The sequence below is a fragment of the Parabacteroides sp. FAFU027 genome (genome assembly GCF_022808675.1).
Classification (GTDB): Bacteria; Bacteroidota; Bacteroidia; order Bacteroidales; family UBA7332; genus CAXXIC01.
In genome coordinates this window covers 283118-303900 of the sequence record NZ_JAKZKV010000007.1, presented here as the reverse complement: position 1 = coordinate 303900, position 20783 = coordinate 283118, and the positions used below count along the sequence as shown (strand labels likewise).

The window sequence follows — 20783 nt, the reverse complement described above, 5'->3', positions numbered from 1 at the left end:
ATCGGGTTTGTGGTTTATTTGTTTTTTATGATTTGAGCCATGAATTCGGCTTCCGAAACGATTTTTTCTCCGACAAAGGCATATCCTTTCATATTGGCACAGCCTCTACGGATAGGGGAGATCATGTCAAGACGGAACAACAATGTGTCACCTGGAACAACTTTCTGACGGAATTTGACATTGTCAATCTTCATGAAGTATGTTGAGTAGCTTGATGGATCATCAATTGAATTTAATACAAGCAACCCGCCGATCTGAGCCATTGCTTCTACCTGTAAAACTCCTGGCATAACAGGTTCATCAGGGAAGTGACCGCAGAAAAAAGTCTCGTTTACAGTTATATTTTTTACTCCAATAATATGGTTTTTGCCAATTTCGATTACTTTGTCCACCATAAGGAATGGCCAACGGTGAGGAAGCAGTTGTTTGATGCGGTTTACATCTAATACAGGTGCTTTATCCGGACAATAAATCGGTGTCGGAACTTCCATGCGCTTAATCTCTTTTCGGATCTGGCGGGCAAACTGATTGTTAATCTTATGACCGGGTTTAGTCGCAATTACCCTACCTTTTATTGGTTTGCCAATCAGGGCTAGGTCGCCGATTACATCGAGCAGTTTGTGACGTGCGGGTTCATTGTCGAATACTAACGGTTTGTTGTTTAGGTAGCCCAGTTGAGCTGCTGGTTTGTGTGCAACGCCCATCAGGTCTGCTAGTTTGTCTAATTCGTCCTGGCTTTTTACCTCGTCGTAGATAACGATTGCGTTGTCAAGGTCACCGCCTTTAATCAAATTATTATTGAGGAGAGGTTCGATTTCTTTAACAAAGACAAATGTGCGGGAGGCTGCAATTTGAGCAGGGAATTCACTCAAATCGTTCAGTACAGCGAACTGATTGGACAGGATTGAAGAATTGTAAGAAACCAATGCGTTTACACTGAATTTATCATCAGGAAGCAAAAGGATAGATGATCCGGTTGTTTCGTCTTTAATCTCAGTTTTATTTCTTACAATGTAGTAATCTTTAGGTTCGTCCTGTTCTTCGATTTCTGCTTTCAGTATTTCCTCTACATAGCGAATTGAGCTTCCGTCAAGAATAGGAAATTCAGGAGCGTTTACCAGCATCAGACAGTTGTCAATCTCAAAAGAGTAGAGAGCTGCCAGTGCATGTTCGATGGTGCTAATCTTTACGTCATTTTTACCGATTACGGTTCCACGTTGTGTGTCGATGACATTTTCAGCGACCGCATCAATAACGGGTTGGTCTTCCAGGTCAATTCGTTGGATTTTATATCCATGATTCGTTGGTGCAGGGGTGAATGTAACCGTAATTTCAAGTCCGGTGTGCAAGCCTTTGCCGGAAACGGAAAAGCTTTGTTTTAACGTTTTTTGATTTGACATCGGGTTAAGTTATTTTTTCGTTATTAGTAAATGCAATTATGTGTGGTTTCGCTGCTTGATTAAATGGGAAAAGTGAATTTATTTTGTAGTAGCTTCACTTTTAAGCAGTTCGATTTCCTTTTTCAATGAGGTAACTGTTTTTTGCAGTTCCGGCAGATTGCGGACAACTGCATAGCTTCGAGCGCAGTCTCTGGCATTCTGAGCCGGAGTGCCGAGTAATACCTGTCCGCCAGGAGTGTTATTGCCAATTCCGGATTGAGCTCCGATTTGAGTTTTATCTCCAATAGTTATATGGCCACCGATGCCAACCTGTCCTCCAAACATACAGTTTTTGCCGATTTTGGTAGAACCTGCGATGCCGCACTGTGATGCCATCACTGTGTTTGCACCGATTTCAACATTATGTGCTATCTGAATAAGATTGTCAAGTTTAACTCCTTTTCGGATAACGGTTGATCCCATCGTTGCACAATCTATCGTAGTATTTGCACCGATTTCAACATTGTCCTCAATGATGACATTGCCGAGTTGTGGTATTTTTTTGTAAGATTCTCCCTCCGGGGCAAAACCGAAACCATCAGAACCCACTACAGCGCCTGCGTGTAGAATACAGTTGCTGCCGATTTTACATCCGGCATAGATTTTTACTCCGGGGTATAAAATGGTATTTTCACCGATGGTCACATTCTCCCCAATGAATGCCTGAGGGTATATCTGTGCGTTATTCCCAATTACAGCATTATTACTGATGTAGGTAAATGAGCCGACATATACAGAGTCTCCCAATTGGGCAGATTCTGCAATTTGAGTCATTGGTTCAATGCCGCTTTTTCGTCCTTTAGCCTGTTCTGCCAATTGCAATAACTGCGCTAAAGCTGCATATGCGTTGGGTACTTTGATTAAAGTTGCAGTGATTTCTGAAGATGGAGTGAAATCGCTATTAACCAGTACAATATCCGCTTGTGTGGTGTAAATGTACTCTTCGTATTTGGGATTGGCCAGGAACGTGAGAGTGCCGGCTTTTCCTTCTTCGATTTTTGCAAAATCGGATACCTGAACATCCGGATTGCCAACTACTTCTCCTTTTAAAAAATCAGCAATTTGTTGAGCTGTAAATACCATTGCTTTTCCTTTTGTTGAATTACAATTTTGTGTCAAAATGAAAATTAACTTGCAAAGAACGCCTTTTTTTTTGAATTAGCCGACATAACCAGTCGTAAAAATGACCTTTTAGAGGAATACTAAAAAACCGAAGAGGTGAGTCTTCGGTTTCAATAGCATGTATTTTTCAAGCATTTATTTGTCTGCTATCAGGCTGTCGCAGGAGCAAACCAGATTACGATCTCCATATGCGTTATCTATTCTGGCTACATTCGCCCAGAACTTATTTTCTCTGATCCACTCTAATGGATAAGCTGCCTTTTGACGGCTATACGGATGTGTCCATTCGTCCGAAGTGACGGCGTATTCCGGGTGAGGTGCGTTGATCAGTACATTATCGCTTTTCATCAATTCATTTGAACTGGCTTCTTTTATCTCCTCATAAATATTTAGCATTGCCTCCGTAAACCGGTTTAGTTCCGAAAGACTTTCGCTTTCAGTCGGCTCAATCATCAGAGTGCCGGGGACCGGGAATGAGAGGGTGGGGGCGTGGAATCCATAATCAATCAGTCGTTTCGCGATATCGGTTTCTGTAATTCCGGTTTCTGCTTTTATGTTGCGACATTCTAATATGAGTTCGTGTCCTACGCGGCCATTATTCCCTTTATAAAGAATACCGTAAGTGTTGCTTAAACGTTTGGCCAGGTAATTAGCACTCAGGATCGCTATTGCTGTAGCTTGTTTTAACCCATCTGTCCCCATCATTCTTATATAGCCGTAAGTAATCGGCAGTACTCCTGCGCTACCAAAGGGGGCAGAGGCTACGGCTAACCCGCTTTGATAGCTGTTAGTCCGATTTTGGGTCGTAATGGGCAGGAATGGCTTCAGATGCGAGGCAACGCAAATCGGACCAACACCAGGCCCTCCGCCACCGTGTGGAATAGCGAATGTCTTATGCAGGTTGAGGTGACAGGCATCAGCACCAATGATTCCCGGATTGGTATAGCCGACCTGTGCGTTCATATTTGCACCATCCATATAGACCTGTCCGCCAAATTCATGGATAAGACGACACATCTCTTTGATTTGAGATTCAAATATACCGTGGGTGGATGGGTAGGTAATCATAAATGCCGCCAGGTTATCCTTGTGCTCCTCTGCTTTTTGCCGAAGGTCATTCATATCGACATCTCCGTTTTCGGAGCATTTTACCACTACCACTTCAAATCCTGCCTGAGCGGCACTGGCTGGATTAGTGCCGTGTGCAGAGGCGGGAATAAGGACGATATTCCGATCTCCTTTACCTGTGGCCTGATGATATTCGTGAATAATGCGAAGTCCGGTGTATTCTCCGGCTGCACCCGAATTCGGTTGAAGGCTTATGCCGGGTAGTCCGGTAATTTCACAGAGGTAGTCGGAGAGATTTCGAATTAATTCGTTATAACCTTCTGTCTGGCTTGCCGGAGCGAGCGGATGTATATTCTGAAATTCGGGGCGACTTAGCGGCAAAAGCTCTGAAGCTGCATTCAATTTCATTGTACAGGAGCCTAACGAAATCATAGAGTGTGCCAATGAAATATCCCTCCGTTCCAGTTTTTTGATATATCGCATCAGTTCGGTTTCAGTATGATAGCGATTGAATACTTCCTGAGTCAATATTTTGTCTTCCCGAAGAAGTTTTTTTTCAAAATAGATTTGTACGTGGATATTATCTATTGGCTCTGCTTTTTGTCCTGATGCTTTCGCAAATATCTCCAACAGGTTATTGAGCTCCTTTAATCCGGTTGTTTCATCCAGACTAATACTTATCCGGTTTGTATCGGGATAGTGCAGGTTTATGTTTTTAGCCAAAGCGGCCTGGCGAATGGAGCCTATTTGTTCGTTATAGGGCAATTCGACGGTTAAGGTGTCGAAAAACTGTTTGTTTCGTTGGATGTAGCCCCATTTTTTGAGATGCTGTGAAAGAATGCCGGCCAAGGTATGTACACGTGAAGCTATATTTCGGATGCCTTCCGAACCATGATAGACGGCATAAAATCCGGCCATAGTCGCTAATAGTGCCTGGGCAGTACATATATTTGACGTTGCTTTTTCCCGTTTGATGTGTTGCTCGCGGGTTTGCAAAGCCATACGTAGAGCGGGTTTACCATTCACATCTTTGGAAATGCCAATGATTCTGCCCGGTACGCTGCGTTTATATTCATCTTTAGTGGCGAAATAGGCTGCTGATGGTCCGCCGAAGTACATGGGGATACCAAACCGTTGTGAGCTGCCAAAAGCGATGTCAGCACCCCATTTCCCGGGAGGGGTAAGTAGTGCAAGGCTTAGGAGATCGGCGGCAACGGCTACTTTTGCTCCTACAGCATGAGCTTTTTCAACCAATGAAGAATAATCCTCGATTTCACCAATATTATCCGGGTATTGAATAATTACACCAAAGACCTTTTCGTCGAAAATGAAATTATTCCGTTTTCCAATCTTTAATTCGATACCCTGAAGCGTCGTACGGGTGTGAAGTACAACCTGAATATGTGGAAATATTACTTCATCGACCAGTAGGATATTTGCATTGCTTTTCTGTTGCTCACGACTACGTAATCCATACATCATCCAGGCGGCTTCGGCAGCGGCTGTCGCATCATCCAGCAAGGAGCTGTTTGCAAGTTCCATTGCTGTCAGATCCATAACCATCGTCTGGAAGTTGAGCAGAGCTTCCAAACGTCCTTGTGATATTTCCGCTTGGTAAGGCGTATAGGAGGTGTACCATACCGGATTTTCAAATACGTTTCGTAGTATTGGTGCCGGTGTTACAGTTCCATACCAGCCTTGTCCGATAAAGTTGGTAAATATTTTATTTTTCGAGGCTAATTCATGGATGTGATGAGCGTATTCATGTTCGCTCAAGGCCTGGGGGAGATGCAATTCTTTGGAGAGACGAATGTCTGAAGGAATTGTCTGGTCGATCAACGTTTTCAGATTGTCCACGCCGATAGAGGACAGCATTACTCCAAGGTCTTCGGTTTGAATGCCAATGTGGCGATCGGCAAATTGAGGTGTTTTCATGCGCATGCGTGATTTATAATGAAGTTAATATTACGCATGGAACCGGCAAAGATGGGGCAGTAGCTCATTGTGCCGGTTTCATAGGTGTGTTTTTAGATTAAGGAGAGAATGTAAAAAGCCTTTTATATATTGCCTTTTACGTAGAAGTTATTCCGTTTTTCGAATCCAATGGTAGTGTCAGGTCCATGTCCCGGGAAAACCTTGGTTTCATCGGGTAAAGTGTAAAGTTTCGCCTTGATTCCATTGATAAGAGTGTCGTAATCTCCGCCAGGCAGGTCGGTGCGGCCGATACTCTGCTGGAATAATACGTCGCCCACGAAAAGGCATCCATATTCTTCGGAATAAAAAACAATACTTCCCGGAGAATGTCCCGGTACATGAATCGCCCTCAGCGTTTGTTCTCCGAAACTAATTTCATCGCCCTCATTGATATATTGGCTTATAGTCGGATTCTCCTCGTTGACATGGAATCCAAACCGGGCTGCCTGTTCGGGCAGGCGGTGCAGAAATTCTTCGTCTCCTTTATGGGCCTGGAGTCCTACGTTATAAGTCTTCGAGACGAAGTTGATTCCGAAGCAGTGGTCGAAATGGAGGTGCGTATTGAGTATGTGTTTTACGGTAAGTTCCTTTTCCTGAATAAACTCTTTGAGTTGAGCTTGTTCGGCAGGACTGTAACAGCCCGGGTCAATGATGACACACTCTTTGGTATCGTCGTATAGCAAATAGGTGTTTTCTTCTACCGGATTGAAAACGAAGGTTCTGAGTTTCATATATTATGTCTAATTTGTAATTGGCGTTGAATTCCGGATTGCTTTTAGTGGCTCAAAAAAGAAACCACAGGTTCACAAAAATAATCAATCTTTTTGTTGCAACCTGTGGTTTCATAACTTTCTTATCTGTAATTCCGGATTATAACGGAACGTACACGATTTTCTTGGTATGGAAAAATTCTTCTTTAAAGTAGTCTTTCAAATCAACAGTCATCGTTTTGTTTCTGAAAGGTAGGATTTCGTGTTGTAATTCTCCACCTTTCAGGCAAATGAGTCCATTCGGAAGGCTGTTGATTTGTTTTTTCTTGATATTTTTCGTCACGAGTTTTACCAAATCGGCCAAAGGCATTACGGCGCGGCTAACTACAAAGTCAAACTGCCGTTTTTCCTCTTCGACTCCGCAGTGGCGAACAGTGACATTTTCCAGCCCGATGGCTTTGGCAACTTCATTGGCCACCATTACTTTTTTACCGATACGGTCCACAAGGTGAAAAGTTACTTCCGGAAATAGAATGGCAAGCGGAATTCCGGGGAAACCACCACCTGTGCCCACATCCATGACTTCGCTGCCCGGCTTGAAGTTAATCAGCTTGGCTATCCCCAGTGAATGTAAAATATGGTGGGGGTAAAGGTTTTGGATATCTTTTCGGGAAATCAGATTGATTTTACTGTTCCAGTCTGTATAAAGAGGGAAAAGTTCAGAGAACTGCTGACGTTGCTTTTCCGTCAGATTAGGGAAATATTTTTCGATAATCTCCATTGTCTTATTTTACAAAGGCTGTTAGTGGGTGATTGGGTTTGAGTAATGGCTTTAATTCTGCAAAGGGGATTGTTGCTGTAATAGTCCCCAAAGCATATGCTGCGATGTCATACGGATTGTAGGACCAGGTAATCCCTTTGTCTGTAACGTACAGATTGCCATTGGGGTATATTTCTTTTACGCTGAAATATCCTAATTCTTCAAGTTCTTCAGCTTGTGTTACTTTGTTGTCTTTGGCGATGTGTTTGACGATCAAAGCTGCGACTTGATCCATCGCATCTTCATCAAACAGATCTTCCTGTTTTAGTAATTTACCATTGTTGAGTACAATGGTATAACAGGAGTCAGTATTCATGCCGTGAGCGCCACCTGTGTAGTCGTAGCGGTGGATGACGTAGCTTAAAAGGTTGGCTTTGTTGAATTTAAGTTCAAGCTCGGTGCTGTGCTGGTAGTCGTAGGAGGATTCCATAGGTTCGTAAATGTCCTCTTCCTGGCTGCCTTGTTTTTGCTTGTATGCTTCCTGATCTTTAAGATAGATTGCTTCGAGAGCTTTATATTCTTTGAAGTAGTTCTCGACATATCCGTTTGCAAGATCCTTCATGCTTTTCGAAAAATCCACCGTTCCAAACAGTGTAACCTTGAAATTCTTTTCAATTTCAGAGAGGATGTTTTTTGAAGTATTAGGCTTAGGAACGACCAGTTTGAGCTCTATGTTAGCATTGGCCTTTGATGTGTCATTGAACAAGTGCTTCTCTTTTTGGATAACGAGCGAGTCAAATTGGATGCTGTTTTCCTGTAATTCAGATGTTTTGGCTTTGTTGCAAGAGATGAAAAAGATGCCGAATACAAATGCCAGCGCCAATTGGATGTATTTGTTGAAGCTCATATTGGGAATGTTTTTTGTTCGAACGAACGTAAATTGCATGGTACAAATGTACGCATTTTCATTGTTTTAGAGGTTTAGACGATGGAATATTTATTTTCCTTTAAAATAGAAGGCGGAGAAAATGCGGTATGGATGCGCGAGGTTATAAAAACAAGAAAAGCTCTGTTCAATGAAAATTTGGACAGAGCTTTTCGCTGATATAGGGGTGTGAGAACGGTTATTTTTCAACAAAGCGCATGACGTAATTCTTGTCAACTTCTACAACTTCGGCAATGATCTGATGATCAATCCCCTTGGCCAACATACGTTTAATGATGGTTTTCTTTTGTTCAGCCTGCTCAAAAAGCATATCGCTAAGGTTTTTAAGAGCTGTAATCATCCGTTTCTTTCCTTCCAGGGTTTTGTAATCAATTCCGCAGAACGTGGAGACGTTCTTGTGAAGCACTAGATAGTAAATGCCGGAGATGAATAATGCGGTAATTGCTTCTATGTCAATATTTACATCTTTGAAATGATCGTGTAGCAATATCATTTGTTCACCCGATTCAATTTCACGGCGTTCGGCATTGCTTCGGATGAAGGGGGTGTTTTCGTAAAGCTCCCACAGGATCATATTGCGGAAATCCCGGTTGTCATCCATTGTTTTGTACAGGTCTACCATCAGGTTTGTGAAAGTGGTGTGGATATCGAAATACCCTTCTTCATTTTTCTGGAAAGAGCGTTGAATAATGAAACGAAGCCAAAAATCATTTTTCAGTATATACTCCTCAAGAACCTTTTCAAAAGTCCCGAAGTTTCGGTAGATATATGGTTTTTCCACCTGAGCCTGCTCGGAAACAGTGTTTATACCCAGTCTGCTGAATCCCTGTTCGCCGATTATATACGATACGGCTTTCATTATTTCGTTGTTAATCAGTTTTTTGCTTCTGCGGAGTCGTTTTTTATCCGAGGATTCGGTGCTTTCATGCATGTTGTCTTGCTCTTCTTTCATAACCGTCGTATTTGTTGTGACTGTGAGTTTGGATAGGATAATTGATTCAGAAATACGAAAGTAGTTAATTTTTTTGTATTTCTAAAGGAAGAAGGAGGCTGAATAATATGAAAAGTTTCCGGATTAATCCATTTTGAAAACAAGAGATAATCAGGGGAAAATAGCCCCGAGATAATCTGGTGAAATAAATTTATCTTACAGATTGTCAATCTGTAAAATATTCGTATCTTTGCGCCCGCTAATATAAAGCAAAACTTAATTCATTAAAAACAAAATCAATGGCAACAAAAATCAGATTGCAAAGATTCGGACGCAAAGGTTATGCGTTCTATCAAGTTGTAGTTGCTGACAGCAGGGCTCCACGAGATGGTAAGTTTATTGAAAGGATTGGTTCTTATAATCCGAACACAAATCCTGCTACAATAGATTTGAACTTCGAAAGAGCTTTGTATTGGCTGCAAACCGGTGCTCAGCCTACTGACACCGCAAGAAGCATTCTCTCAAAAGAAGGTGTTTTGTTGAAAAAACACTTGTTGGGAGGTGTAAACAAAGGTGCATTCACTGCTGAAGAAGCTGAAAAACGTTTCGAAAGCTGGACTGGTACTAAACAATCTGCTGTACAAGGCGTAAAAAGCAAATTGAGCGAAGCTGCTAAAGCTGAAGCTGCAAAACGTCTGGCTGCAGAACAAGAAGTAAACAAAGCAAAAGCTGAAGCATTAGCTCAGAAAAAAGCTGAAGCAGCTGCTGCCGCTGCTGCCGCTGAAGCTCCGGTTGAAGAAGCAACTGAAGCTCCTGCACAAGAAGAGGCTCCTGCTGCTGAATAATATTGGCAAATAAAGGAAATCCCTTTTTTACTTTTTGGAAACCTCACCGATTCGGTGGGGTTTTTTTGTGTCCATCCCCTTGGAATTATCGGTGGGGTATTCCATGCTTGCTGCCAAATAATCATAGGGCATCACGTTGTGATTTAAACATTGCGGAAGCACCACGAGATTGATGGAAAAGCAGAAAGGGGACTTTCGCTTACGGATTGAGCGAAAATTCCCTTCCAGAAAAAGATTAATATGCTATTGTGTTATGGATTTACCATTGTCTGTCCACTACAACCTTTTTGTTATCGACAATATATATTCCCTTTTGCAATCCCTCTGTGGATTTGCTTCGAATAACATTGGCACGAATCAGGCGTCCGTCAATTGTATATACATTTACCGGGGCATTGAGATCTGCTGCCAAAACGGTTGTTGATTGAGTGCCCATTGATGCTGAATGGGTACTTAATATCAGGTAGGCTACAATTTGGTTTCCACTTACGGTAAAAGTAAATGAACCGGATGCAGGAGTAGCCAATGGTATTTTGTTGGTACAAACGGTATAGGTTCCGCTTGAAGTCTTTTGGGTAAATACGTAGTTTGTAGATGTAAATGAAGTTCCGTTTAATTCGCTGATGTATGAATCGGTTCCCGCATAGTTGTCATATCCCACAAACATAACGCTATCGACAACGACTCCCGTGGGTACATTAACCGTAAACTTTACACCGGTTGAGAATTTAATACCCATTTCACTTCCGGTTGCGTATGTCTTGGAATTGCTGTTTGTGATGCTGTAACCATCATTGAAGGTCCAGGGAGATGATGCCCCGGAAGTGCCACTGTATGTGCTTTGAGATAGCGTAACTTTGTTTGTTTTAACTGTGTTGTTTGTTGTGTATCCGGCAGCCGTACCTCCGGCGTTTTGATCAGAGATGGTATTCGCTACGAGGCTGTTCAGATATACTTCCAGCATTGTATAACCGTCGTTGTCCAGGGTGTTGCCATCCGAGGCGTTATTGGGATCCAGACTGTTGGCGGTTTCCCATACATCCGGCATACCGTCCTGGTCTGTATCTGTGGGGCAGGGTTTGCTGATAAGGGTAGGCCAGGCATTCCAGTCACTACCCGCATTTGCTGGCTTGTTATCATCCTGCGTATCAATGATGCCATAAACATCGCCACTTCCGGCTCCTGTGTGTGATGCTTTGCCGTAGCGGGTGTCATATACCATTAGTGTGTCCACCCAGTCGCGTGATAGCGAAGCCCCGGCATATTTTAAAACTTTATCATAAGCTGCTTCGGCGGTATGTGTAGTTGTGTAAACAAAATCAATGGGCGCAGAAATCTTCATCGTATCTTTTGTGACATCGGTAAACAAATAATCGTTGGTTGAATTAGATATCTGTGCATAAATACCATTTGTCCAGTTATCGGCAGTAACATTGCTGTAGCCATTGATGTAATTTCCGTTTACGAAATATTTTCCCCATACATGAAGCATCGGGGCGAATGCCGGGTAGGTTTCGCAATACGCAGTGGTACGTATGCCGATAGCTGCGATGCGATAAGGGATAGATCCACCTCTTTGGATGGTTCCGGGTCCCGGCTTATAATAGTTATTTACAATGTTGACCTTCATACCTTCCCCGCCATAGCAGCCGTTTCCGCCCCAATTGTAAATGACATTGTTGCGCATATCCATACGTTCGTCGGTTTGGGTTGTGGCACGCGGGCCAAGACGAGGTGCACGGCTGTCGTGGTGACAAATCAGGTTGTGGTGGTAGCTGGCTCCCGAACCACCCCAGTTACCGCCGTATCCATGGGCTCCTTTTACGTGACCGGCATTACGTAAACTCTGAGATACGATACACCATTGAACAGTCATATTTTTCATTCCATATACCGAGCAACATTCGTCAATACTCCAGCTAACCGAGCAGTGATCAACGATGACGTTTTCCTGATCCATACCTCCCAGACCATCTCCTTCATGATAAGCTACGAAGAGGTTTCCCAACCGGAAGCGCATAAAGCGGATAATAACATTGCTGGCATTGATGGTGAATGGGTAATCGGCTACGCAGATGCCATCTCCGGGGGCGGTTTGTCCTGCTATGGTTACGTACCCCGTTGAGACGCTAAGGGTAGAGGTGAGGTGTATTGTACCCGAAACGTCGAACACAATGGTTCGCTTACCGCTTTTGTTTAAAGCCCAGCGGAAGGTTCCCGCAGAACCGTCATCAGCTGTTGATGTGACGTGGTAAACTGCGCCTCCGCGTCCTCCGGTGGTATATCTGCCGAACCCTTCTGCGCCGGGAAAGGCGGGTGTTATTTCGGCCTTAACTAAAGAGATAGAGGCAAGCAGTAAAAAAGCAACTATAAAGATTCCTGATATGCAGGATTTGTGTAGAGTTGATTTAGTCATGGAGCTAGAATAATGGTTTTTAAGAATTGAAATGTGTTGATTAAAGGTGTTTGTTTTCGGTTTCCAAAGTTACATATCCCCGTTGAGTTGGTGTCTGGTAGCGACGGGTAAAGAATAGTCTTTTCTGGTATATTTTGTGGATAAATTGGTATTGGTTAAATGCTTTATAAATCACTGCGTTTTGAACTTTCTTTTCTTATTTGTTTTCTGTATCTGTAGGTCTTTGATCTTTTTCAAAAGATATTTACCCCATGCTTGTAAACAAATATTTGTTTTTTCATATATTTGCTATCTAAACACAAGAGAATGTTTGATTTAGATCGATGGCAAGAGATCTGGGTGACGATTACCCGGAATAAAATGCGCAGTATACTGACCGCTTTCGGGGTATTCTGGGGAATTTTTATGCTGGTTGTCATGGCTGGTTCAGGGAAAGGCCTTGAGAATGGCATCATGGAAGGCATTCGTGGCTTTTCGACTAACTCCTGCTTTTTCTGGACAAATTCAACTTCTGAACCTTATAAAGGCTTCCGCAAGGGACGTTACTGGAATATGAAAAACAGTGACGTTGAAATCATTCGAAGTAAAGTCTCCCATATTCAATATATTACACCGATGATCTTTGGTGGAAATTCAGCAAACAATACCGTTCACAAAGATAAAGCCGGAGCTTATAATGTTAAGGGCTTTTATCCTGTATATGATAAGATTGACCACCAACAGTTGATTTACGGCCGGTTTATCAATGATATTGATATTTATGAAAAACGAAAAGTATGTGTCATTGGACGGCGCGTTTACGAAGAGCTTTTTCAGAAAGGACAGAATCCAGTCGGAGAGTTGGTTAAGGTGAATGGGATGTACTATTGTGTGGTTGGAGTAATAAATCCGATTACTATGATTGGAATCAACGGCCCGATGGAAGAGAGTGTTATTTTACCATTTACCACCATGCAACAGGCTTACAATTATGGTGATAAAATACACTTACTCTGTATAACTGCAGAAGATGATTACAAGGTGAGTCTGATTGAGGACCAGATTAAGACCGTACTGAAAGAGCAACATAGTATTTCTCCGACCGATAGCCAGGCTGTGGGGGGCGTTAATCTGGAGAAACAGTTTACGATGTTCCATTATCTGTTTTTAGGTATTTCGATCCTGGTTTGGATTGTAGGATTGGGGACGCTATTTGCTGGTATTGTCGGAGTGAGTAATATCATGTTGGTAACAGTAAGGGAACGAACCAAGGAGATAGGAATACGAAGGGCCCTAGGGGCTAAACCGCGCGTTATTATCAGTCAGATTATCAGCGAAAGTCTTATTCTGACTTTGTTGGCCGGGATGTTGGGTCTTTGTTTAGGTGTCGGGTTGCTCACTGTTGTCGATTCGATTCTGACCGCGACGCGGGAAAATACTCATGAAGGCACATTCTTTGCGCATCCGCAGGTGAGTTTTTGGTCGGCAATTCTGGCATTGGTTATTTTGGTTTTTGCGGGAATAATCGCCGGTTTTATTCCTGCCTGGAGAGCTTTGCAGATTAAGGCCATTGATGCTATACGTGAAGAATAAACGAATCCATTTCCTAAAATCATAAATCTTATATGAAACGGGCATACACTAATATTCACCAGGGTGTATGGCATTGTTTGCGAATTCGATCTGAAGGTAAAACAAAAATAAATATTGACGTATGAAAAAAGTATTCAGGATCCTGCTTATAGTCATAATAGCAGCGGCTTTTATCGGGATATTCGTTTTCCTGTGGAAAAAATCACAACCGGCTAAAGAGGTTTTTGAGATTGTAAAGCCTAAAATCGGAAACGTGGAGAAGAAAACTGTAGCTACCGGTAAGGTGGAGCCCCGCAATGAGGTGCTTATTAAGCCCCAGATTTCCGGTATTGTTGCCGAAATTTACAAGAAAGCGGGCGATATGGTTAAGGTAGGGGAGGTGATTGCCAAGGTGAAAGTCATTCCGGAGATGGGAGCGCTGACTTCAGCCGAATCGCGGGTTAATCTGGCCGTCATCTCCAAAGACCAGGCCAAAGCAGATTATGATCGTCAGAATACCTTATTTAAGAAAGGTATAATTTCAAAGGATGACTTTGAAAAGGTTGACGCAACATACAAGAAGGCGATGGAGGAGCTCGAAAATGCAAAAGAATCTTTGCAGATCGTCCGCGATGGTATCTCCAAACGTTCGGCCAAATACAGCACAACTCAGCTAAAGGCCACTATTTCAGGTATGATCCTTGATATTCCGATTAAAGTGGGAAATTCAGTGATTCAGGCGAATAACTTCAACGAGGGAACCACTATCGCTTCGGTTGCCGATATGGGGAATATGATTTTCAAGGGGAAGATTGATGAAACTGAAGTTGGTCGGGTACGTGAGGGTATGCCTATTTCGCTGACCATTGGAGCTTTGCAGGATAAACGGTTTGATGCGGTATTGGAGTATGTTTCACCGAAAGGAGTTGAGGAGAATGGAGCGATTTTGTTTGAGATAAAAGCCGCTGCAAAGATTCCTTTAGGTGTATTCGTACGCGCCGGATATAGTGCTAATGCCGAGATTATCCTGGGGAAACGGGAAAAGGTGATGATTATTCCGGAAAGTACCGTGGAATTCAGTCACGATTCCGCTTTTGTTAATATTCTTAAAGAAGAAAAGCCGGAGCAGAAGTTTGAAAAGAAGAATATCAAAATCGGTATGTCGGACGGAATTAACCTGGAGGTGGTTTCGGGACTTTTGATGAAAGATAAGTTGCGTGGAAATAAGATAGAGAAACTTAAGGTGCAAAACAGATAAATGAAAAGGTTTATGTCATTCAATTCAAAAGGAGTTTGTCTTGTTGTTGGATTTCTAATGGTATCGCTGTTGAGTTATGGTCAGGAAAAATGGACTTTGCAACAGTGTATTGATTATGCCATGTCTCACAATATTCAAATAAAGCAAAAGACCATTGATAAAGAGTCCGCGGAGATACAGTTGCATACGTCGAAGATGAGCCGGTTGCCTGATTTGAGTGGGGGGGTGAATCAGAGTTTTGATTTTGGCCGTTCCTTAAACAGGAGTAATAATATTGTGGATAACAGTCAATCGGCTTCAACAGGATTCAGTCTGAGCTCAAATACTCCGATTTTTACCGGTTTCCGGATTACTAACCAGATTAAGGCTAATGAGTGGAGTGTAAAAGCCGCGATGGCTGACCTCGATAAAGTAAAGGAAGATATTTCCCTGAATATTGCCTCCTCTTTTTTGCAGATTCTTTACAACCGTGAGATCTATAAGGTGGCCAAAGAGCAGATCGTTTTGAATAAAGAGTTGGCAGAGCGAGCCAAAGAGCGGGTAAAAGCCGGTAGTGCTGCCGAATCGGAGGTCTCGGAAGCCAATGCTACGTTAGCTGTAAAAGAGAGTGATGCCACGACTGCATATACAAATTTACAATTGTCTTTAGTTGATTTAGCTCAATTGCTGGAGCTTGATCAGGTAAAGGATTTTGATGTAATAGAACCTCAAATAGACAGTCTGATGTTGGTCGGCTTGTCCAATATAACCGATGCAGAGCTTATTTTTAATCAGGCTTTAGGAACCCGTCCATCTGTTAAAGCGGCAGAATCCCGGTTTGAACAGAGTCGGAATAATCTGGCAATTGCACGTTCCGGGTATTTCCCGTCTTTGAGCTTCGGAGCCTCCTACAGTAATGGTTATTATCATACCTATAATTCGGTTAATCCGTCTCTCTCAGACCAGCTAAATCAAAATAGCCGCCGCACATTGGGCTTTTCACTCTCTATTCCGATATTCAATCGTTTTGAGACCAAAGATCAGGTGAAACAGGCTAAGAACAATATTATCCAGCAGCAACTGGCTCTTGAAAGTGTCAGGAAGACCCTTCGTAAAGACATTCAGCAAGCTTATTATAATGCAGTGGCTTCGCGGGATAAGTACAATGCTTCCCGAAAATCGGTAGAGGCCTCACAAGTGGCTTTTCGATTTGCCTATGATAAGCACAGTGCCGGAAAGGCAACTTCCTACGAGTATAACGAAGCCAATAACCGCCGTTTGAAAGCTTTGTCTGAGGAAATTCAGGCAAAATATGAGTTGGTATTCCGGTGTAAGATTCTGGATTTCTATATGGGAAAACCGTGGTTGAATTAAACTTAATCGTTGATTTATCGGAAGATAAACAAGGGAAAGCTTGTGGGTGAGCCGGAATATTTGTAATTTTGCACGCTTTTCGTAATCTCTGACAGGAAAAAGAGTTACCTGTGTATATTGCGTTTCGTCAAACATTTTAATTCAATAACAAAATGGACTTTATTAAAATTGCCGAACAGGCATTTGAAAGCGGTAAAGAGCATCCTAAATTTAAAAGCGGTGACACTGTAACAGTGGCTTACCGTATTAAAGAGGGTAACAAAGAGCGTATCCAGGAGTATCGTGGTGATGTAATCCGTATCTCTGGTCACGGTCAGAACAAACGTTTTACAGTTCGCAAAATTTCTAACAACGTTGGTGTTGAGCGTATTTTCCCGATCAACTCTCCGTTCATTGAAAGCATCACTGTTAACAAAGTGGGTAAAGTACGTCGCGCTAAGCTGTACTACCTCCGCGCTCTTACTGGTAAAAAAGCAAGAATCAAAGAAAAAAGAGTGTAATCTGTTTTCTGTATTCAAAAAGTACAAAGGCTTCCTGATTTTTCGGGAGGCCTTTTTTATTTTTATATGGGGAGTGCGACTAAAAGTCGTATCCCCAATAGTAAAAACAAAAAAAAGCAGAACTCAGTAAAGAGTCCCGCTTTTCAGTCTTATCGTGGAAGTATGATTAAGCGTTTTTTGCTTTTTCTACGATAGCAGCAAATGCTTCCGGGTGGTTCATGGCCAAGTCGGCCAAAACTTTACGGTTGATGTCGATGTTAGCTTTGTGCAAAGCGCCCATCAATTTAGAATAAGACATACCGTTTACGCGTGCAGCTGCGTTGATACGTTGGATCCACAATGCGCGGAAGTTGCGTTTTTTCGCTTTACGGTCGCGGTAAGCGTAAGTCAAACCTTTTTCCCAGGTATTCTTAGCTACGGTCCAAACGTTTTTTCTTGAACCAAAGTAACCTCTGGTTAATTTCAGAACTTTTTTTCTTCTTGCTCTTGAAGCAACGTGATTTACTGATCTAGGCATAATTTTTGATGTTGTGAATGTTAGCGCCACCTTCGCGGTGAACTTTTCAGGCTAAAGTCATTCGGTTAAATAAAAATCCTTTTAAAAATTGCTTTTAATGTCGGAGATTATTTCAATCTCAGCAACAGTTTAACGTTGTTTACGTCAGCTGGGTGAACTAAACCATCCTGAGTAAGATTTCTCTTCTGTTTGTTGGTTTTTTTAGTCAGAATGTGACGTTTAAAAGCATGTTTTCTTTTGATTTTTCCTGATCCGGTAAGGGTGAACCTTTTTTTGGCACCGGAATTAGTTTTCATCTTAGGCATTTTTTCTCAGTGTTTATTTATTAGTAAATATAGAAATGTCGCGTCTCCGCGATTTGCTTTTGCTCGTTATTCCGCTTTGGGCTTTTCAGCAACAGGAGCTGCCGGTTTTGGTTTTTCAGCTGCTTTCTCTTTTTTCTTCGGTGAAAGCATGATGATCATGCGTTTACCTTCGAGTACCGGCAACTGATCCACTTTTGCGTAATCTTCAAGTTCGTTGGCAAAACGAAGCAGTAAAACTTCTCCCTGCTCTTTGAACAGGATAGAGCGTCCTTTGAAGAATACGTAAGCTTTTACTTTAGATCCTTCTTCGAGGAAGCTTTTCGCATGTTTCAGCTTGAAGTTGTAGTCGTGGTCGTCAGTTTGAGGTCCGAAACGGATCTCCTTAACAACGATTTTGGTGGATTTAGCTTTCTGCTCTTTCTGTTTCTTCTTTTGCTGATACAGAAACTTCTGATAATCCATGATTCTACAAACAGGGGGAACCGCTGTCGGGGATATTTCTACCAGATCCAGCTCAAGGTTTTCAGCCATTTTAAGTGCTTCCTGTACAGGGTACACACCTTGTTCTATGTTTTCACCTACAAGACGAACCTCTTTTACACGAATAAAGTTATTGATTCTGTGTTGGTCCTTTTGTTTGTCTTTTAGTCTGTCCTTTTGTCTATTGTCTATTCTCATTAATAGAAAAATTTCCTCCTTTTACGTTTGTTTATTTGTTGGTATCAGATCAATGAAAAGGTTGTATTAATCCGAAAAACAGCGCAAAAGTAGTAATATTTACGGAATTAGCACTATGTTACGGTGCTTTTGTTTGTGGTTTTTGATTCAATTTTTGTTGAATGCTGAAAAAATGAAAAACGGAAGAGCGAATATATCGCTCTTCCGTTGATATTTAGGGGTAAATTGTTTCAAACCAAAGAATTACCAGCTGGTCATCTGGCGTTCCACTTCAGCTGTGATTTCAGCAGCGAAATCAGCCACTTTCAGTGTTCCTTTATCGCCTTCACCTTGCTTGCGAACTGATACTTCGCCGTTTTCGGCTTCTTTCTCACCCACAATTAAAAGGTAAGGAATACGTTTCAACTCGTTGTCGCGGATCTTACGGCCGATCTTCTCGTTACGGTCGTCCACTATAGCGCGGATGTCCTGTTGAGCCAGTTCGTTAGCCACTTGTTGTGCGTAATCGTTGAATTTTTCACTGATCGGCAGGATAACTACCTGATCCGGAGTTAGCCATAACGGGAACTTACCACCGGTGTGCTCGATCAATACGGCTACGAAGCGTTCCATCGAACCGAATGGTGCGCGGTGAATCATCACCGGACGGTGTTTCTGGTTGTCAGAGCCGTTATATTCCAGTTCGAAGCGTTCTGGCAGGTTGTAGTCCACCTGGATGGTTCCCAGCTGCCAACGGCGACCGATTGCATCTTTCACCATGAAGTCCAGTTTCGGACCGTAGAAAGCAGCTTCACCCAATTCCACGCGGGCGTTTAATCCTTTTTCCTGACAGGCTTCCACGATCGCACGCTCTGATTTTTCCCAAACTTCATCCGAGCCAATGTATTTCTCTTTGTTGTTAGGATCACGGAGTGAGATTTGCGCTTCGAAGTTTTTGAAATCCAATGCGCCAAAGATGATGAAGATAATATCCATCACTTTTTGGAACTCCTCTTTCAACTGGTCAGGGCGGCAGAAGATGTGCGCATCGTCCTGAGTAAAGCCTCGTACCCGTGTCAAACCGTGCAACTCGCCACTTTGCTCGTAACGGTAAACGGTACCGAACTCAGCATAACGCAAAGGCAGGTCTTTGTATGAACGGGGAGCGGTTTTATAGATTTCGCAGTGGAATGGACAGTTCATCGGTTTCATCAGGAATACTTCATCTTCTTCCGGAGTCAAAATCGGTTGGAATGAATCCTTGCCATATTTTGCCCAGTGGCCTGACGTTTCCCAAAGTCCTTTTAATCCGATGTGCGGAGTCATGATCTGTTGATATCCGAAACGTTTCTGAATACGTTTCAGGAAGTCTTCCAGACGGCTGCGAAGAGCTGTTCCTTTAGGTAACCACAATGGTAAACCTTTACCTACCGCTTCAGAGAAAGCGAAAAGCTCGAGTTCTTTACCGATTTTACGGTGGTCACGTTTTTTCGCCTCTTCAAGCAGTGCCAGATATTCATCCAGCATCTTCTTTTTAGGGAAAGTGATACCGTAGATACGGGTCAGCTGTTTGCGTTTTTCATCACCACGCCAGTATGCTCCGGCCAATGCCATCAGTTTAACGGCTTTGATCGGAGAGGTGTTAGGTAAGTGAGGTCCGCGGCAAAGATCGGTAAACGAACCTTGTGAATAGGTGGTAATAGTACCGTCTTCAAGTTCGGAGATCAGCTCGGTTTTGTACACCTCACCACGATCGCCAAACATTTTCAATGCATCTTCTTTTGAAATTTCCTGACGTACGATCTCCTGCTTTTGAGTGGCAAGCTCCAGCATTTTCTTTTCGATTTTTTCGAAGTCGCTGTCTCGAAGCGGCTGTTCGCCTGAATCTACGTCGTAATAGAATCCGTTTTCAATAGCCGGACCAATACCGAATTTAATATGAGGATAAAGCTCTTGCAAAGCTTCAGCCATCAAGTGAGCAGAAGAATGCCAGAAAGCGTGTTTAGCTTCAGCATCGTCCCATTTGAATAACTTGATTGAACTGTCAGCGTTTACCGGACGGCTCAGATCCCATTCTTCTCCATTGATGCTGGCTGCCAGTACATCCTGAGCCAGGCGCGGACTGATGCTTTCGGCTACTTGCAGAGGAGTTACGCCTGCTGCAAATTCGCGGTTTGATCCATCCGGAAAAGTTATTTTTATCATCTTGATAATCTCCTGATTGAGTGTTATTAATTTTGGAGTGCAAAAATACGATTTTTCTGTATAGTCCGGCTACTTTGGTTTGCGAAAATTGAGTTCACAAATGGGATTGGCTTTGCAATGTTAAGCTGCGCTGATATTGTGGATATTTCTGAGGTGTTTCATGTTTTGGCATTTACTATTAACTCAGAGCTCTAGAGGTCGGGTTTGTGAAATTACTGTTGAACTC

17 protein-coding genes are annotated in these 20783 nt (G+C 42.7%); 5 read left to right on the top strand and 12 right to left on the bottom strand.

Annotated features, from left to right (window positions below; translation table 11 throughout):
* Positions 1-14 precede the first annotated feature (14 nt).
* The 7 genes from MLE17_RS12850 to MLE17_RS12820 all read right to left on the bottom strand — a co-directional run bounded on the left by MLE17_RS12850 (position 15) and on the right by MLE17_RS12820 (position 8971).
* Positions 15-1400: a bifunctional UDP-3-O-[3-hydroxymyristoyl] N-acetylglucosamine deacetylase/3-hydroxyacyl-ACP dehydratase gene (locus MLE17_RS12850; RefSeq protein ID WP_243349111.1), complete on the bottom strand. Its 1386-nt coding sequence runs from the start codon at positions 1398-1400 to the stop codon at positions 15-17.
* Between the two features lie 78 nt (positions 1401-1478).
* Positions 1479-2522 (bottom strand): UDP-3-O-(3-hydroxymyristoyl)glucosamine N-acyltransferase, encoded by a 1044-nt coding sequence (gene lpxD / locus MLE17_RS12845; RefSeq protein ID WP_243349110.1) that lies wholly within the window; start codon positions 2520-2522, stop codon positions 1479-1481.
* A gap of 174 nt (positions 2523-2696) precedes the next feature.
* Positions 2697-5564 carry an aminomethyl-transferring glycine dehydrogenase gene (gene gcvP / locus MLE17_RS12840; protein WP_243349109.1) on the bottom strand — a complete coding sequence of 956 codons (2868 nt, stop codon included), beginning with the start codon at positions 5562-5564 and terminating at the stop codon, positions 2697-2699.
* Between the two features lie 122 nt (positions 5565-5686).
* Positions 5687-6334, bottom strand: coding sequence for an MBL fold metallo-hydrolase (locus tag MLE17_RS12835; RefSeq protein WP_243349108.1), 648 nt, complete (start codon positions 6332-6334; stop codon positions 5687-5689).
* 139 nt (positions 6335-6473) lie between these two features.
* Complete coding sequence (gene rsmG, locus MLE17_RS12830; RefSeq protein ID WP_243349107.1) at positions 6474-7094, bottom strand: 16S rRNA (guanine(527)-N(7))-methyltransferase RsmG; 621 nt, start codon at positions 7092-7094, stop codon at positions 6474-6476.
* A gap of 4 nt (positions 7095-7098) precedes the next feature.
* Positions 7099-7980 carry a DUF3298 and DUF4163 domain-containing protein gene (locus MLE17_RS12825; protein ID WP_243349106.1) on the bottom strand — a complete coding sequence of 294 codons (882 nt, stop codon included), beginning with the start codon at positions 7978-7980 and terminating at the stop codon, positions 7099-7101.
* A 217-nt stretch (positions 7981-8197) separates the two neighbouring features.
* Complete coding sequence (locus MLE17_RS12820; protein WP_243349105.1) at positions 8198-8971, bottom strand: TetR/AcrR family transcriptional regulator; 774 nt, start codon at positions 8969-8971, stop codon at positions 8198-8200.
* A 278-nt stretch (positions 8972-9249) separates the two neighbouring features.
* On the opposite strand from MLE17_RS12820, the gene MLE17_RS12815 reads away from it, so the two are divergent.
* On the top strand, positions 9250-9795 hold the full coding sequence (locus MLE17_RS12815) for a 30S ribosomal protein S16 (protein WP_243349104.1): 546 nt from the start codon (positions 9250-9252) through the stop codon (positions 9793-9795).
* 259 nt (positions 9796-10054) lie between these two features.
* Here MLE17_RS12815 and MLE17_RS12810 read toward each other — a convergent pair whose 3' ends face one another.
* Complete coding sequence (locus MLE17_RS12810) at positions 10055-12211, bottom strand: hypothetical protein (RefSeq protein ID WP_243349103.1); 2157 nt, start codon at positions 12209-12211, stop codon at positions 10055-10057.
* Between the two features lie 306 nt (positions 12212-12517).
* Between MLE17_RS12810 and MLE17_RS12805 the strand changes: the two genes are divergently transcribed.
* From MLE17_RS12805 to rplS, 4 genes are all read left to right on the top strand, one after another.
* The gene (locus MLE17_RS12805) at positions 12518-13783 is read left to right on the top strand and encodes an ABC transporter permease (RefSeq protein WP_243349102.1); all 1266 of its coding nucleotides are present in this window, start codon (positions 12518-12520) and stop codon (positions 13781-13783) included.
* A 121-nt stretch (positions 13784-13904) separates the two neighbouring features.
* The gene (locus MLE17_RS12800; protein WP_243349101.1) at positions 13905-15020 is read left to right on the top strand and encodes an efflux RND transporter periplasmic adaptor subunit; all 1116 of its coding nucleotides are present in this window, start codon (positions 13905-13907) and stop codon (positions 15018-15020) included.
* A 12-nt stretch (positions 15021-15032) separates the two neighbouring features.
* A complete protein-coding gene (locus MLE17_RS12795) occupies positions 15033-16373 on the top strand; it encodes a TolC family protein (RefSeq protein ID WP_243349100.1) in 1341 nt (446 codons plus the stop codon).
* A 152-nt stretch (positions 16374-16525) separates the two neighbouring features.
* On the top strand, positions 16526-16873 hold the full coding sequence (rplS, locus tag MLE17_RS12790; protein ID WP_243349099.1) for a 50S ribosomal protein L19: 348 nt from the start codon (positions 16526-16528) through the stop codon (positions 16871-16873).
* A 166-nt stretch (positions 16874-17039) separates the two neighbouring features.
* Here rplS and rplT read toward each other — a convergent pair whose 3' ends face one another.
* From rplT to thrS, 4 genes are all read right to left on the bottom strand, one after another.
* Entirely contained in the window at positions 17040-17390 is a 351-nt protein-coding gene (gene rplT / locus MLE17_RS12785; RefSeq protein WP_243349098.1) for a 50S ribosomal protein L20, read from the bottom strand.
* Positions 17391-17497: 107 nt separating this feature from the next.
* The gene (gene rpmI, locus MLE17_RS12780; protein ID WP_243349097.1) at positions 17498-17695 is read right to left on the bottom strand and encodes a 50S ribosomal protein L35; all 198 of its coding nucleotides are present in this window, start codon (positions 17693-17695) and stop codon (positions 17498-17500) included.
* A gap of 66 nt (positions 17696-17761) precedes the next feature.
* Positions 17762-18373 carry a translation initiation factor IF-3 gene (infC, locus tag MLE17_RS12775; protein WP_243349096.1) on the bottom strand — a complete coding sequence of 204 codons (612 nt, stop codon included), beginning with the start codon at positions 18371-18373 and terminating at the stop codon, positions 17762-17764.
* Positions 18374-18616: 243 nt separating this feature from the next.
* Positions 18617-20557 (bottom strand): threonine--tRNA ligase, encoded by a 1941-nt coding sequence (thrS, locus tag MLE17_RS12770; RefSeq protein ID WP_243349095.1) that lies wholly within the window; start codon positions 20555-20557, stop codon positions 18617-18619.
* Positions 20558-20783 lie beyond the last annotated feature (226 nt).